We start from the raw sequence: 14595 nt of genomic DNA on the forward strand, positions 1-14595 counted from the left end.
GTCAGACCATCGCGTTGCTGTGCACAGACGCCTCCGGCACCTGCTGCATGACGTCCCAGTGCTCGACTATCTTCCCCTCGGCGACTCGGAAGATGTCCATGCAAACCGTGCCCTGCCGGTCTTCTGGCGAGCTCTTGAGCAGGCCGTGGACAACGACCAGATCTCCTTCAGCGACAACACGCCTGCTGTCGAAGGAGATCTCCGGGAAGCGTTCGAGGTAGCCGGACAGGGAGGTCACGAACCCGTCCGGGCCGTCCGCCACGTGAGGGTCGTGCTGAACATATTCAGCTCCGATGTACCTGTCCGCCGCCTCGCGTGGCTTGTGGGCGTTGAAGGCCATGTCCACAAAGGCCAGCACGGTCCGTTTGTTCTGCTCGACGTCACTCATTGCCATCGATCCGTCCTTGGTTCTGGTTGGCTGATGCCTCGCACCAGTAGATCTCCAGGAGAAGGGCAGGTCGATCGCTCGTTGGGACGGGTTGTCCTAGCCGGAGGAGTAGCGTCCCGGTCTGGCCATGCGCCTAAGGTGAGGTATGGCCGCAGTGGACTGGACGGATCCGACAGAGGCAGTGGGCGCGGTGCTCGACATTCTGCGCACCCCACTCGCGGAGGTGTTGCAACGGCTGTCGGATGTCCTGAGCGAGCTTGTGCCCCACCATGGGATCGCCATGCTCACCGGTGACTGCTTTCAGTCACCGCTGCGCAGCCACGGTGATCCCGTGTTAGCAGAAGCGGTGACCAGCGTCGAGATGACACGTCTCGCCGACATCGTGGACATCGGCCGACCGTGGTTCGGCTCAGCGGCGATCGCGGGCTGCGTCCAGCCGGTGCTCGCGGCGGCCAGCAAACCGACCAATTCCGCGGGTGGTCTGCTCGCGATCATTCCGGTCGACAGTGCCGACCCCGCCGACCGGGTGATCAAGCTGGTCCAGCACGTGTGGGACGCGACCAACGTCCATATCGTCGATCTGCTCGCCGAAGCCGAACCTGTCTACCTGGCGGAACAACGAGTAGCCGCCAGCGAGCGGGCCAAGGTGATCGCCGAACTGTCCGACACGCACTCGGTCGCCCTGACCTCCATACTCGGTCCGCTGCGCTCGCGCAGCCTGGATGACGCAACGGCACGTCACGCAGCCACTGAACTCGCCGTGTCCGCGTTGCTTGAATCACGAACAGCCAGCGATCGAGACCGGGCAGGCAGCGAGGAAAGCATCACCGAGGCGTTCGCACGCCTGGCCAACAAGCTCAACCTACTCACCCACCACACCGACGTCGCGTTGGAACTCGTCGCACCGGCCCAAGCCGCGACGTTGCCCGCAGACATCGCACATGCGGCACGCGCCACAGTCCGCGGCACCGCACTCATCATGCTGGAACAGGGCGGAGTCAGCCGAATCCGCGTTGTGTGGCAGACCCAGAACAACCAGCTACGCGTCACCGTCCGCGACGACGGACCCGGCACACTCGCCCGCGATGCACTCGCCGTGCACCGGCTCACCGATCGCATCACGTCGTTGAACGGCACTCTGGAAGTGGACGCCGTACCCGGGTGGGGCACGGCGGTCACAGCCTTCCTGCCGCTGGCCGCTCCGGACGTCCCGGACACCCATCCCCTGACCGCCCTCAATCCCCGGGAGTTGGACGTCCTCCAAGAACTCACTCGTGGTCACCGCAACCGGCAGATCGCTGAACACCTGCACATCAGCGAACACACCGTGAAATTCCACGTCGCCAACATTCTGAACAAACTGGACGTCAGCTCGCGCGGCGAAGCCGCCGCCCTCGCGCGTGACCTCGCGCAAATCAGTACTGTGCCGGACGCTGCAGGAATTATGTAGACAGTGCCGGAGTGTGCTTGCGCTGGAGATCCGTGGACAAGTCCTACGCGTGCTGAGACTGCGACGGTGCCGACGCGCTGGCATGGGCGGGCTCCGCCCGCCCGCCACAACCCCTCTACCTGACGATGTGCTTCAGGATTTCCTCAACGGTGTCGTCCTCCGCCTCGGCGTCGATACCGCGCACGCGGCCAGCGCGCCTCAACAATGTGGCGAGCCGTCGCGTCCGAGAGCGCTCGAGCTTGCTGAGGTCGCCAATCCCGCGGCATCGTTGCCGATTCGGCCAGAGAAGATCACCGCCCCATTTTCGTCCACAATAGCCACATCATGATGGCCTTCCGCCCAGTCAATCCCACACCCCGCTGCTGGCATGCACGTCTCCCTTACCGCTGATCCGCAGCGCGGGGCATCGGCGCCCTAATGAACAGTGCTCTCGGCACGACATCTCACCAGCCATCTCACCCCGCAAGCCCAGCAGCGCCCGAACTCGTTCAAGACTCACGGTCTGTTGGAAATGAAGGCTGACATTCGCCGGCATGGACGTGATCCTGGCGGACCACGTCACCGCCACCGACACCCGGCCTTGCGGTCTGTTGGACAGAACCATTCTGGGGCCGCATGCAAACAGAGCTACTCGACCGGCAACGCTGGCGAACCCGACTCGAGCTCGCGAACGCGATATTCGAATACATAGAAGGGTTCTACAACCGCCGCCGACAGGACTCCGCGTTGGACTGGATGAGCCCGATAGAGTTCGAAACCACTGCCCACCCGTCGAGCCCGGCCTCCTCACCAACGAGTCCGTGAAACAGGGGCAACATCGACCTGTCCGTCAAAACGGGGCACCCCCACCAGCCACCACGACCACAACCACGACGGCACCCACACCGGTCCTGACCGCCGTCCGTATGACCAGCTCCGAGCGTTGAGCGCGGAATAACGTCAGTGTCCGTGCGGAATTGTTGTCAGTGGCTCTGTGACTTGTTCGCGGTTACGTCCGGCGCGGGCCGCATCCAACGGCTGTCCCGGATCTTGGCCGCCAAGGAACTCGCCGAACCCGCACAGCGACCAGACCGGGTCGATCTGGATCGGGCCTGGCAGGAACGCAGCGCGCAGTTTCGCATCGGCGGCGACCAAGTCACCGCACTGGTACGAAGTGGACCCGGCGCGGCGGGGGGACCTGGTGGGCGCCGCGCTGGCCGTCCTCGCCGAAGAAGCCGCCCCAGACGGGCTGGCTGCGGCTGGAGTTGACCTTCCAAGATTCGAGACACGCCGAATGGGCGCTGTGGCAGCTCGCCACGAACGCGGAAGCTGACTCCGCAATGGCTACGCACCGCCCTACACAACCGCGCCGCCGCAGTCGCCACCCGCTAAGAAGGGTCTTCCTGAGCCCGACCGCGCTCAGTGATCCCGGAACGTGGTGGCGGCATGGTCAAGAAGTGATCGGGCGCGGGCGTGGCCACCCTTGATTCGACCGTGGAGAGCTAGCGTGATCACGCCGTGCAGCTGGGCCCAGAACAGGTCGGTGGGGGCATCGTCGTCCTGGGCCTTGGCCGGGTGGTCTGGAGCTGCGGCGGTCACGGCCGACTTGAGTAGCTCGAAGCAGCGCAGGGCTGAGGCGGGGGTGTCGCCGGTACCGAAGGGTACGTCGACGAGGGTGTGCATGAGTTGGTAGAGGCACGGGTTGGCTGTGGCGAAGGTCCATAGCGCGTCTGCGACCGCCATCAGCGGGTTGGCTTCAGCTCTGCGCGGGTTGCGCTTGGGGCATCCGGCCTCCGCCAGTCGATCGGCGAGTTCGGCGAAGCCGACGTCAGTCACGGCCAGCAGTAGCTGGCGCTTGCCGGGGAAGTACTCGTAGACGACCGGTGCGGCGTAGCCGACCTGCGCGGCGATCTGCCGCATGGTGACTGACTCGTAGCCGCCTGCCTGCTCGGCGAGCTCCCGGACCGCGGTGAGCAGGGCTGCCCGCAACTGGCTGTGCGCGTCGGTTCGCTGCCGGCTGTTCCCCTTGATGCGTTGCGCTCGGTCCGGCACGGTGCGTCCCCTCCCCAAGATTTCTAACGATGGTAGACAACTCGGCCACGTCGGGGCTACCGTCGCCATCACCAGACTTTTCTAACGCTGGTAGAAATCGGGTGTCGTGATCATGAGAGTGCTAGTGACTGGTGTGTCGGGAACGATTGGCGGGGCTGCCGCCCGTGCTTTCGTGCAGCGCGGCCACCAGGTGATCGGGGTGGTCACCGCTGTGACGCGGCAGGTACCAGCAGGTGTAGAGCCGTTAGTCGCCGACCTGTTCGACCCCGCCGCGCTCAACGGTGTCCTCGGCGAGGTCGACGGCGCGGTCCACGCCGCGTCGAGCAACGACGAGCGCGCCGGCGCGCTTGATCGCACCGTCGTCAACTCCCTGCTGGACGCCTTCGAGGGCACCGGCAAGCCGCTGGTCTACACCAGCGGTCTGTGGCTGCATGGGAACACCGGAGATCAGCCGGCCACCGAGGACCGGCCGTTCGCACCGCCGACGGTGGTGTCATGGCGGCCCGCGGTCGAGGACCTGTTGGTGGAGGCCGCCGCGAGCCGGGCAGCCCGAACCGTGCGCATCCGACCGGCGCTCGTCTACGGGCACGGACGTGGCTATGTGCCCATGCTGCTCAACCCTCAGGACGGTGACCAGGGACCGGTGGTACGCCACATCGGCGATGGCACGAACCGATGGGCCACGGTGCACGCCGACGACCTGGGTGATCTCTACGCGCTCGCGGTGGAGTCCGCTCCGTCCGGGTCGGTGTACCTCGCCGCCGACGACCGCTCCCACCAAGTACGCGACATTGCTCAGGCCGTTGCCGATCTCCACGGTGTGCCGGTCGAGAGCTGGGACCCGCTGGACGCCGAGAAGTACTGGAGCGTCATGGTCGAGGCGTTCCTGCTTGATCAGGTCGCCTCAAGCGAGAAGGCGCACCGAGAGCTTGGTTGGCGGTGCCAGCGGCCCACGCTCTTCGACGATCTCCGCACCTGGCGCCTGTGACCCACGAGAGCTGATCGAGAGGAAGACAGTGACAATCAGCCATGTATCCGTAGCCGTGAATGATCCTGAACGTGCCGCGCAAGCCGCGGCCGACATCTGGCAGGGAAGCGCCTACCCCTTCTTTCCCTATCCAGGTGCGTGGATCGCCTTCTCCAGCGACGAACCATCGAGCCAGATCGAGTTCTACCCGCACGGTGTCGAGCTTGCACCCCTGGACACCTCGGACGACTACGAGTTCACGCTGAACCCCTCCGCGCCCTTGCTGACGCCGACGCACATTGCGCTCAAGGCCTCGATCGACCGCTCTGGTGTCGAAAAGATCGCGGCACGTGAGGGCTGGCGTTGTCGGCTCGGCAATCGCGGCGGCGCCTTCGACGTACTCGACGTCTGGGTCGAGAACCGACTCATGATCGAGGTGCTCACCCCCGACCTGCAACCGGCCTTCGACGCCGCGATGAACGCCGAACGCTGGGGCAAGCTCGTCGAGCAAACTCGCCACTGATCCGTGGTACAGGTGACGTTCATGGGCGCGGCCACCGCGTGATCAACTTCACGAGGTGTTGGACTCGAAGAAGACACGGTGGCCGCGTCGACGACTTCTATCGCCGAGGCCCCACCGCCCAGGCCAAAGGTTGTCCCGTAATGATCAAGAGGCGTTGGTGGGCATAGGTGACGGTGGTGTGTGCGCCCCGGGGCGGCTGGTCAGGATGTCGTGGTCAGGTTGCGCATCTGGGCGACGCCGCGGGTGGCGTGCCAGACGCCGTCGTGTTTGCGGCGGCAGTTGCGCAGGATGTTCCAGGACTTCATGTGTGCCAGGGCGTGTTCGACTCGGGCGCGGACGCATTTGTGGACGGTGTTGAGGTCTTGTTTCCATTGCGGCAGCGGTGGTTGGCCTTCGCGGGGTTTGCGATGGGGCGCGGCCGGCCTCGAACCGGACTACGGCTTCGATCTCCCGGGGCCCGTCTTCGACCAGCCCGGTTGGCCTGCACGACGACCCGACGCGGTCGCTGTCCTGCTGGAGCACCCCGACCGCAGCACCAGCGCCGACCCCGGCCGGGTGCCGTGTCACGCCGACGTGGGGGCAGGTTTCCCGCCGGTAGCCCAAGACGGTGACCGCGCGCGGTTCCGCGTCGTCGTTGGCGCGATCGACCCACATGTCGATGTCCGAAGTAGACACCGGAGGGAGGAATGCCGTTGCCCCACTTGTTGTCCCCTGTCTCGATGTCACCATGGCCGGTTTGACCAGTCCCGCGGGAGCCACCCGGTGGTGTGCACGAGCCGGTGGAGAGGGTGGGGCTCAGAGTTGTCGGCGCATGGTCCAGATGAGGTAATCGCGGCCCGTGGTGCAGGCGGCGACGTCCCAGCCTTCGTGGCCGAGGCCGGTGAGGACCTCGACGATGTCCGAGACGCCACCACGGCAAAGGCGTTCCGCTGTCCCGGCGAGATTGACTGTGCCCTTGTCGCGGGAAATCGACCACGTCACCATGCCGAACTCGTACCCCGTCATGATTTTCACCGTAACGTCGGCGGCCGGTGATGACGACTCCGCGTTCCAGCGATCCGCACACTGGTGGTGCCCCGTCTGACGGGCACGTACGTGAGGAGGGGCACGCGGTCGAGTCGGCCGTCGTGGCAGCAGCCCAGGCGCGGATCGCCGAGCGGCAAGACGGTGGTGTGCCACGGCCCCACCGGAGCGGCCGGGCCTGCTGGAGGCCGTGGTGCGACCGGCGGCGGGCACGTACCGATACACGGTGCGACGCCGCAACAGCCCGACTGCTCGGCGTCTGCCTGGACTGACCGGTGGTAGCGCCAGCGCTACCACCGGTCCGGGATCCAGCTGGATGGCCGTGGCCACGCCGCGTCAATACCGTTCTTCCCGCGTGCGCGACATCGCGCCGCGTCCCACGTGGACACAGAAGTACAGGGAGAAACTCGATGGGTACGTTCAGCCGGAGGAAGTACCTCGCGGCCGGGCTCGCCGCGGCGGTCGCGGTGGGCTCGCTCACCCCAGCCGTGGCATCGACCGGTGCGCGGGGTGACGCGGCCCCTGCCGGGCTGTTCGAGCACGCCACGGTCGTCGACCTCCAGACGGCCATGCACGCGCGCCTGCTCAGCTCTGAGCAGGCGACCCGCGGCTACCTGCACCGGATCGACCAGCTGAACCCCATCCTGAACGCGGTGGTGCGGGTCAACCCGGACGCGGTCACCATGGCACGACGCAGCGACGCCCACCGACGCGCCCACGGGGCCCGGGGACCGTTGGAGGGAATCCCGGTGCTGCTCAAGGAGAACATGAACACGGCGGACCGGCAGGCGACCACCGCGGGCTCCAAGGCGCTGCTCGCGGCCAAGCCCGCGGAGGACGCCTTCCTGGTGGCGCGGCTCCGGGCCGCGGGAGCGGTGATCCTGGGCAAGGCCAACCTTTCCGAGTGGTCGAATTTCCGCGGGTCCAATCTGCCGGACGGCTGGAGTGCGATCGGCGGCCAAACGCACAATCCCTACGTCCTGGACCGCAGCCCGTCCGGTTCTTCGAGCGGTTCGGCGGCATCCGCAGCGGCTGGACTGGCTGCGGTGGCGATCGGCACGGACACCGACGGGTCGGTCGTGTACCCGGCGAGCGCCACCTCGACGGTAGGAATCAGGCCCACCCTCGGCCTGGTGAGCCGCGGGGGGATCGTGCCGATCACCTCGCGCCACGACACGCCGGGGCCGATCGCGCGCACCGTCACCGACGCGGCGTTGACCCTCTGGGCGATCCAGGGCGTCGATCCCGCGGACCCGGCCACCGCGGCCGCGGCGGGCGCACTGCCGAGTGACCCCCGTGCCGTCCTGAATCGGGACGCACTGCGGGGCAAGCGCATCGGCCTGTGGCGAGCGGGGCACACCGGGGTCGACGCTGACGTGGACCGGGTGTTCGACGGGGCCGTGCGGCGGCTGCGCGACATGGGCGCCACCGTGGTGGAGGGCGCGGACGTGCCGGACATCCAGGACGTGACGACAGCACACACGCTGCCCGCCGTGCTGACCGAGTTCAAACACGACCTGAACGCCTACCTCGCCGCCACGCCGGGCAGGCACCCGAAGGACCTGCGCGAGTTGATCGAGTACCACGAGCGGCACCCCGACGGGTTCGACCACCTGCTGTTCGACATGGCCGACAAGACCGACGGCGACCTGACCGCACCCGCGTACCGGGCCCACCGGGAGGCGGCCACCGGCGCGGCCAGGCGTGCGATCGACGACCTGCTGGGCAGGCACCGCCTCGACGCGATCGTCACCCCGACATCGCTGCCCGCGCCGGTCATCGGTCACGAACGCGACAGCGCCCCCTTCGCCAAGTCGACCACCCACTCGACGACGGGCGGCTATCCGCACATCACCGTGCCCGCGGGCTATTCCGCGAACGGGCTGCCCCTGGGACTGTCCTTCATCGGCACCCGCTTCAGCGACGCCCGCCTGCTCGGATTCGCCTACGCCTTCGAGCAGGCCACCAACGCCCGGCGGACGCCGCGCTACCTGCCGACAACACGCTGACCGCCCACACGAAGACCGTTGGCCTGGGTGTCCTGCTCACACCAGAGTCGGATCACCGCTGGGATAAGGGACACCCAGGGCGGCGGGCCGGGAGAGTCCCGCCGGAACTGGCTGGGTGTCTGGAACAACGGCAAGGGTTGGGCGTCGAGCCGTTCCTGGACGGTGGGCCCGGCGAGCTTGGCGTGCGGACTGGGCAGGCACCCGCCCTTCGCGCCGCCGGTGACGATGTCCACGCCATTGGCCCGGGACATCAGCACGACCCAGTGCCCGCGTTCGGCGGGGGCGGCGACGAGGTGGCAGCCGAGCCGTCCGGTTGCTCCGGCGACCGCGAATCTGATGTCACACATCGATGTCTGCCTTTCTCAGTCGCGGTAGTTCTGATCAGAGGGCATGCCCGGCAACGGTTTGGCGATCAGCGCGACCGGGGGCGAAGAACCCGATGTGTGTGATCGCCACGATGAGCGTCCACAGTGCCTTGGCGTCGTAGTGCTCGGACGCCTTGACGTACAACGCTTATGGCCGCGCTCACCACCCGGGTCGGGGTGAGGACGGCCTGCGCGAGTTCGAGGGTGATCCGCTCGGTTCCGGTGAAGCAGGTGGCGTCGGCCGGGTGGCCACCGCGGTGACGCGCTCGTCGGACTCCCCGAGTTCGCGGAGGTTCCCGGTTTCCCGGATGACGAAGTAGGTGCCGCCGAGCGGCTGCCCGGCGCGCAGCCGCAGCAGGCCGGTCGATGTTCGAGAAACCGAAGGATTCAGATTCACGGCAGTCGGCAGCAACTCCGCACCACCTTTAAGATCCCCCATGGGAAGGAATTTCGGAAGGAGCAGACATGGTGAAGCTCCCTGCCGTCGCGAGGACGGCAATCGGACCGATAGCGATCGCCGCGATCGAGCAACACGTTCCCGCGAACCAGCGGCTGGTGCGTGATGATCTCGCCGTTCGGATGCTGCCGCGGCGGGTGCGGCTGGTGGTGGGGATGTGCCGGTGGCGACCGGTACGGGAGTGGTTGGCCGGACTGGTCAACAGGTCGGCTCCCGGCCTGTGGGGAAGCATGCTGTGCCGGAAGCGGTACGCCGATGACCAGGTCAGTGCCGCCGTCCAGGCGCGGATCAACCAGGTCGTGGTGCTGGGCTCGGGGTTCGACACCCGGGCACGCAGGCTGGTCGTTCCGGCAGGGGCCAGCGCGTTCGAAGTCGACCTGCCCGCGAGCATCGACCACAAGCGGAAAGTGACCCGCGACCGTGGGCCTGCGGGCGTTCGGCTGGTCGCGGTCGACTTCCGGACCGACGACCTCGCTGAATGCCTTGCCGCGGCGGGGTTCCGGATGGACGAACCGGCGATGGTCGTGTGGGAGGCGGTGACCCAGTACCTCACCGAGGACGGCGTGCGCAGGACGTTGGCCTCCCTGGGACGGCTGCCCGCAGGCAGCCGACTGATCTTCACCTACATCCGTGCGGATTTCCTGGACGGTCGTGAGCTCTACGGCGCCGGGGCACTGCGTCGGTGGTTTGTGACCAGGCAACGCCTCTGGCATTTCGGGATCGCGCCGGAGGACGTCGACGGCCTGCTGCGGGAGTACGGCTGGGTCGAGCGGGAGCAGGTCGGTCCCACGGAGTACCAGCACCGGTATGTCCGCCCGGCAGCACGCGAACTCCCCACATCCGAGATCGAACGGTTCGTCTACGCGGTCAAGCCCTGAGCCCACCGGTGAGCTGGAACCCGGTTGCTGTGGTGTCCCGTCCGGCCGAGTGGACAGCAACCGGACAGGCGGCGGTCCGACCTCGGTCGGTGTTTTCGCCGACCTGAACCGAAATCACATCCGATTGTCCACAAAGCACAGCGGGTGAAATGCGGTTCCGCATCTTGAATGAGGGTGATCATATCGTTCGAACGGGAACAGCATTGCTCTGTCCCGGTGACTTCTCCCGGCGGTGTCGACACCTATCGAGTGGCAGAGTACGGTACTGGATGGATATAAACCCGGACTGACACCGGTTCCGATGTTGCCATATCGCGTTCGCACATCCACGTGTCGATGACATCGCGAAGGAGAAGCGACGTCGATGTTCTCCCTGCCGAATCGCTCGTTCGATGACGAACTCCCGGAACCGATCGCGATCGTCGGTATGGCGTGCCGAATGGCCGCTGGCATCGATTCGCCCGAGTCGTTGTGGTCCTTTCTGCTGCGCGAGGCCGACGCCGCGGGCCCGCTCCCGGACGGGCGCTGGGCCGACTACGCCGAGATGAGCCCGGAGCAGGCGACAAGCCTGCGGGAAGCGACCACGACCGGATCGTTCATGGCTGACGTGGCGGGCTTCGACGCCGGATTCTTCGGCATCTCACCTCGTGAGGCGCGACTGATCGACCCGCAGCAGCGACTGGTGCTGGAGGTGGCGTGGGAGGCGTTGGAGCACGCCGGGATACCACCGCACTCGCTGGCCGATTCCGACAGCGGAGTCTTCATCGGTGTCGGATCCAACGACTACGGCCGCAAGCTGCTGGAGGACACGCCCCGCATCGAAGCGTGGACCGGCATCGGTGCCGCGTTGTGCGGGGTGGCCAACCGCATCTCGTACACGCTGGATTTGCACGGCGCCAGTCTTGCGACTGACACAGCGTGTTCTTCTTCGCTGGTGGCGATTCACGAGGCGTGCAACGCGTTGCGGCTCGGCGAGATCCCGCTGGCCTTGGCAGGTGGGGTGTTGGTGATGGCAGGGCCGGGGCTGACGGCTGTGCTCGATGCCGCCGGGGCGATCTCCCCGGATGGCCGGTCGAAGCCGTTCGACGCGTCCGCCGACGGGTACGGGCGCGGCGAGGGCGTTGGTGTGCTGGTGCTCAAACGGTTGAGTGCCGCGCAACGCGCAGGCGACCGGGTCATCGCGGTCATCCGAGGCAGCGCGGTCAGCCAGGACGGCCGCACCGACGGCATCATGGCCCCCAGCCAGGAGGCACAGGAGCGCCTGTTGCGCCGTGTGTACGCCAGGGCGGGCGTTGCTCCGGACACGGTCGACTACGTGGAGGCACACGGGACCGGAACACCTGTCGGAGACCCTGTCGAGGCGGGAGCGCTGGCGGCGGTTCTGGGCCAGGGACGGTCGGCGGACCGGCCGTGCCTGATCGGTTCGATCAAGTCGAACGTCGGTCATCTCGAAGCGGCCGCGGGCGTGGCCGGTGTGCTCAAGGCTGTGCTCGCCATCAACCACGGGGTCATCCCGGCGACGAGGGCGAACGATGGTCCCAGCCCATCGATTCCCTGGGGAGACAACGGGTTGGTGCTGACGAGCCGAACCACCGAGTGGCCACGCACCGATCACCCACGCCGTGCCGGAGTCGCCAGCTACGGCTACGGGGGGACCATCGCTCATGTCGTCATCGAGGAGCCGCCCGCAGTCAGATCCACGTCGCCGGGTGCGGAGCCTTCGGCCGCCTCGGTGCCGTATCCATTGTCCGGCGCGACCATCGAGGGCCTGCGGGCCAACGCCGCTCGGCTCGCTGATTGGCTGGATACCCACCAGGACAGCCGTTTGATCGATGTAGGGCACACTCTGGCACTGCGGCGGTCCCACCTGCCGGTACGGGCAGTCGTGACCGCCGCTGGCGTGACCGAACTCGCCGACCGGTTGCGTTATCTGGCAACGGATGAGTGCCGGGGTGATGACGCAGGTGTGGTCATCGGTGACCGCGATCCGGAACTGGCCGGGCAGGACCCGGTCTGGGTGTTCTCCGGGCATGGTGCCCAGTGGAACGGCATGGGACGCGAACTGCTGACCACCGAGCCCGCCTTCGGCGGGGTGATGCAGGAGCTGGAACCGGTTTTCACGGCGGAGTTCGGTGTGGACCCGTGGGAATTGCTGCACGCCGACCTCGACGGCACCGACCGGGTACAGCTCGCGATCTTCACTGTTCAGGTGGGTTTGTCGGCGGTGTGGCGCGCCCACGGCGTACGCCCCGGTGCGGTCATAGGCCATTCGGTCGGCGAGATCGCCGCAGCGGTGACCGCCGGCGCACTGGACCTCACCGACGGAGCGCGCCTGGCTTGCCGCCGTTCCGCGCTGCTGCGTGAGGTGGCCGGACACGGTGCCATGGCAATGGTCGCACTACCTCATCGTGAGGTAGCGACTCTGTTGGAAGGCCATGACGACGTCACCGCAGGAGTGTGGGCGGCTCCGTCGTCCACAGTGATCTCGGGAAGCCCGCAGACGGTGGCCCAACTGGCGGAGCGCTGGAAAGACGAGGGGCAGACCGTGCGGACGGTCAATTCCGATGTCGCCTTCCACAGCCCGCAGATGGAACCGTTGGCGGCAGCCCTGCGTGCGGCGGTCAGTGACCTGCGACCGCGGCAACCGGCTATTCCCCTGTATTCCACGGCCTTGCCCGACCCACGGGACCTGGCTCCCCGTGACAGCGCCTACTGGGCCACCAATCTGCGCCACCCCGTGCGCTTCGCCGACGCCGTGGCAGCGGCCGCTCAGGACGGCCACCGCGTGTTCCTCGAACTTGCTCCGCACCCCGTCGTGGCCCATTCGATGGAGGAGACTCTCGAAGCGGCCGATGTGCGGCCGCGGTTGATCGTGGGCACCTTGCGTCGCGACAAGCCCGAGATGCCCACCCTGTTGTCGAACCTTGGCGCGTTGCACTGCGGAGGTGCGAACGTCGACTGGCCGGCGATCCACGGCAACGGCTCGCTGTGCGATCTGCCCACGACGGCTTTCCAGCACGAGCGGTACTGGGTGGAACTGGTGCCACCGGCGCCCGGCGGCCGCGGCCACGTGCCAGAGACCCGCACACTGCTCGGCGGGCACAGCACCGTTCACGGCACCTCACCGGCGCGGCTCTGGCGCACCCGGCTGGAACGCGCCAACCGGCCGTATCCCGGCGACCATCCCGTTGCCGAAACGGAGATCGTGCCGGCGGCCGTGCTGCTCAACACCTTCTTCGGTGCGGTTCACGGCGACGGGGAAGAAGCGGTCGCGCTGCGAGACGTGGCATTGATCGTGCCCGTATCCGTGAACCAGACCAGAGATGTCCAGGTTGTGCTCCAGGACGGTTTGTTGCGGTTGTCCTCCCGCATCGTCACTGATGAAGAACAGACGTCCGCTGCTGCGGCGGACGACGACTGGATGACCCACACGACCGCGCACACCGCCCCCGACCTACGAGACTCCGTCCTGTCCCCGGATGCCGACCGGACTGATCCGGACGAGACCTGCGAACCGATGCCCGTCTCCTTCGTCACCGATCGCCTGGCCGAGCTCGGTGTGACCGCGATGGGACTGCCGTGGCACATCACGGACCTGCGCGGCGCTGAGGGGAGGCTGCGAGCCGAGGTCACTGCCGAACCGGATGCCACCGATCCCAGTTGGGCGGAGGTGCTCGACGCCGCCACGTCGATCGCGTCGGTGTCCTTTCCCGGGGATCCGGTGCTGCGCATGCCTTCTCACATCGACGAAGCATGGGTGTCGGGCCCACCGCCGGAACACGTTCTGATCCGTGTCCGACCGTCCGGGGAAAACGACACGGTCGACGTTCACATCCGCGACCGGGACGGCACGGCAGCCGCCCGGTTGACCGGCCTGAGTTTCGGTCGCCCGCTGGGCGACCTGAACGCCATCCGGCCCGCGGACCTGCTGTACCGGATGGACTGGCTCCCTTACGAACAATCCGGCACCCCGTCCCGACCCGGCACACTTGTCCTGGTCGGCCACGACACCGAGCACGACGCGCTGACCGCCGCCCTGGGCGAGCACGCCCACGCAGTGGAGAACGTCGCTCACCCCGAAGACCTGGCTGGTCTCCCTGGCCGCCTCGACCCGCCGTACACCGTTGTCCTGTCCGGCGCCGGAGCCGCGCGAGGCTCGTCGTCAACCGAAGCAGCTGTACACGGCGTCATACTGTTCCACCAGCTCGTCGACGCGCTCGCTTCCTGGCCGAGCGACGACACGACACTGTGGTGCCTGACAATCGGCGCACGGGAAGCTGTGACCACCGCGGGCCTTGCCCAGACCCCCTGTGGGGCTTCGGCAGGATCGCCGCGACCGAGCAGTCCGGCATGTGGGGCGGCATCGTCGACCTCCCACAGCACCCGGGTGCTGCCGACTTCGACCGGCTCGCACAGCTCCTGCTCGCCGGTCCCGCTGGTCAGGACATTCTCGCCATCGACGACGGCGAGGTCCGAACCGCGCGTCTGACACCAGCACCGGCGG

The 14595-nt window shown here is 67.3% G+C and carries 12 protein-coding genes and 2 pseudogenes; 8 read left to right on the forward strand and 6 right to left on the reverse strand.

From position 1 onward, the window contains the following. Position 1 precedes the first annotated feature (1 nt). The gene (locus AOZ06_RS29045) at positions 2-394 is read right to left on the reverse strand and encodes a nuclear transport factor 2 family protein (RefSeq protein ID WP_054292303.1); all 393 of its coding nucleotides are present in this window, start codon (positions 392-394) and stop codon (positions 2-4) included. Between the two features lie 139 nt (positions 395-533). Here AOZ06_RS29045 and AOZ06_RS29050 point away from each other — a divergent pair, with 139 nt between their 5' ends. After that, the gene (locus tag AOZ06_RS29050) at positions 534-1838 is read left to right on the forward strand and encodes a helix-turn-helix transcriptional regulator (RefSeq protein WP_054292304.1); all 1305 of its coding nucleotides are present in this window, start codon (positions 534-536) and stop codon (positions 1836-1838) included. Between the two features lie 198 nt (positions 1839-2036). Here the strand turns inward: AOZ06_RS29050 and AOZ06_RS54660 are convergent, their stop codons facing one another. After that, on the reverse strand, positions 2037-2207 hold the full coding sequence (locus tag AOZ06_RS54660; RefSeq protein ID WP_083472003.1) for an IS110 family transposase: 171 nt from the start codon (positions 2205-2207) through the stop codon (positions 2037-2039). 240 nt (positions 2208-2447) lie between these two features. On the opposite strand from AOZ06_RS54660, the pseudogene AOZ06_RS54665 reads away from it, so the two are divergent. Continuing rightward, positions 2448-2642 (forward strand): annotated as a pseudogene (locus AOZ06_RS54665) (IS3 family transposase); the annotation flags it as partial. 174 nt (positions 2643-2816) lie between these two features. Beyond that, positions 2817-3209, forward strand: a pseudogene (locus tag AOZ06_RS60375) (helix-turn-helix transcriptional regulator); the annotation flags it as partial. A 27-nt stretch (positions 3210-3236) separates the two neighbouring features. Here the strand turns inward: AOZ06_RS60375 and AOZ06_RS29055 are convergent. Next, positions 3237-3869 carry a TetR/AcrR family transcriptional regulator gene (locus AOZ06_RS29055; RefSeq protein ID WP_054292305.1) on the reverse strand — a complete coding sequence of 211 codons (633 nt, stop codon included), beginning with the start codon at positions 3867-3869 and terminating at the stop codon, positions 3237-3239. A 112-nt stretch (positions 3870-3981) separates the two neighbouring features. Between AOZ06_RS29055 and AOZ06_RS29060 the strand changes: the two genes are divergently transcribed. Together AOZ06_RS29060 and AOZ06_RS29065 are read left to right on the forward strand one after the other, a co-directional pair. After that, positions 3982-4857 (forward strand): NAD-dependent epimerase/dehydratase family protein, encoded by an 876-nt coding sequence (locus AOZ06_RS29060; protein WP_063810449.1) that lies wholly within the window; start codon positions 3982-3984, stop codon positions 4855-4857. Positions 4858-4885: 28 nt separating this feature from the next. Then, a complete protein-coding gene (locus tag AOZ06_RS29065) occupies positions 4886-5359 on the forward strand; it encodes a hypothetical protein (RefSeq protein WP_157233314.1) in 474 nt (157 codons plus the stop codon). Positions 5360-6154: 795 nt separating this feature from the next. On the opposite strand, the gene AOZ06_RS29070 is transcribed toward AOZ06_RS29065, so the two are convergent. Beyond that, a complete protein-coding gene (locus tag AOZ06_RS29070) occupies positions 6155-6364 on the reverse strand; it encodes a hypothetical protein (RefSeq protein ID WP_054292308.1) in 210 nt (69 codons plus the stop codon). Positions 6365-6792: 428 nt separating this feature from the next. Between AOZ06_RS29070 and AOZ06_RS29075 the strand changes: the two genes are divergently transcribed. Further along, entirely contained in the window at positions 6793-8391 is a 1599-nt protein-coding gene (locus tag AOZ06_RS29075; protein WP_054292309.1) for an amidase family protein, read from the forward strand. On the opposite strand, the gene AOZ06_RS29080 is transcribed toward AOZ06_RS29075, so the two are convergent. Both AOZ06_RS29080 and AOZ06_RS56875 read right to left on the reverse strand, forming a co-directional pair. Beyond that, positions 8370-8738 carry a hypothetical protein gene (locus AOZ06_RS29080; RefSeq protein WP_054292310.1) on the reverse strand — a complete coding sequence of 123 codons (369 nt, stop codon included), beginning with the start codon at positions 8736-8738 and terminating at the stop codon, positions 8370-8372. The two genes, AOZ06_RS29075 and AOZ06_RS29080, sit on opposite strands and share 22 nt — an antisense overlap. Before the next feature lie 178 nt (positions 8739-8916). Continuing rightward, complete coding sequence (locus AOZ06_RS56875) at positions 8917-9195, reverse strand: hypothetical protein (RefSeq protein ID WP_157233315.1); 279 nt, start codon at positions 9193-9195, stop codon at positions 8917-8919. A gap of 26 nt (positions 9196-9221) precedes the next feature. Here AOZ06_RS56875 and AOZ06_RS29085 point away from each other — a divergent pair, with 26 nt between their 5' ends. Both AOZ06_RS29085 and AOZ06_RS29090 read left to right on the forward strand, forming a co-directional pair. Then, positions 9222-10091, forward strand: coding sequence for a class I SAM-dependent methyltransferase (locus tag AOZ06_RS29085; RefSeq protein WP_054292311.1), 870 nt, complete (start codon positions 9222-9224; stop codon positions 10089-10091). Between the two features lie 439 nt (positions 10092-10530). Next, on the forward strand, positions 10531-14580 hold the full coding sequence (locus AOZ06_RS29090; protein WP_218921796.1) for a type I polyketide synthase: 4050 nt from the start codon (positions 10531-10533) through the stop codon (positions 14578-14580). The last annotated feature ends 15 nt before the right edge of the window (positions 14581-14595 follow it).

This window comes from Kibdelosporangium phytohabitans, assembly GCF_001302585.1.
GTDB classification, from domain to species: Bacteria; Actinomycetota; Actinomycetes; order Mycobacteriales; family Pseudonocardiaceae; genus Kibdelosporangium; species Kibdelosporangium phytohabitans.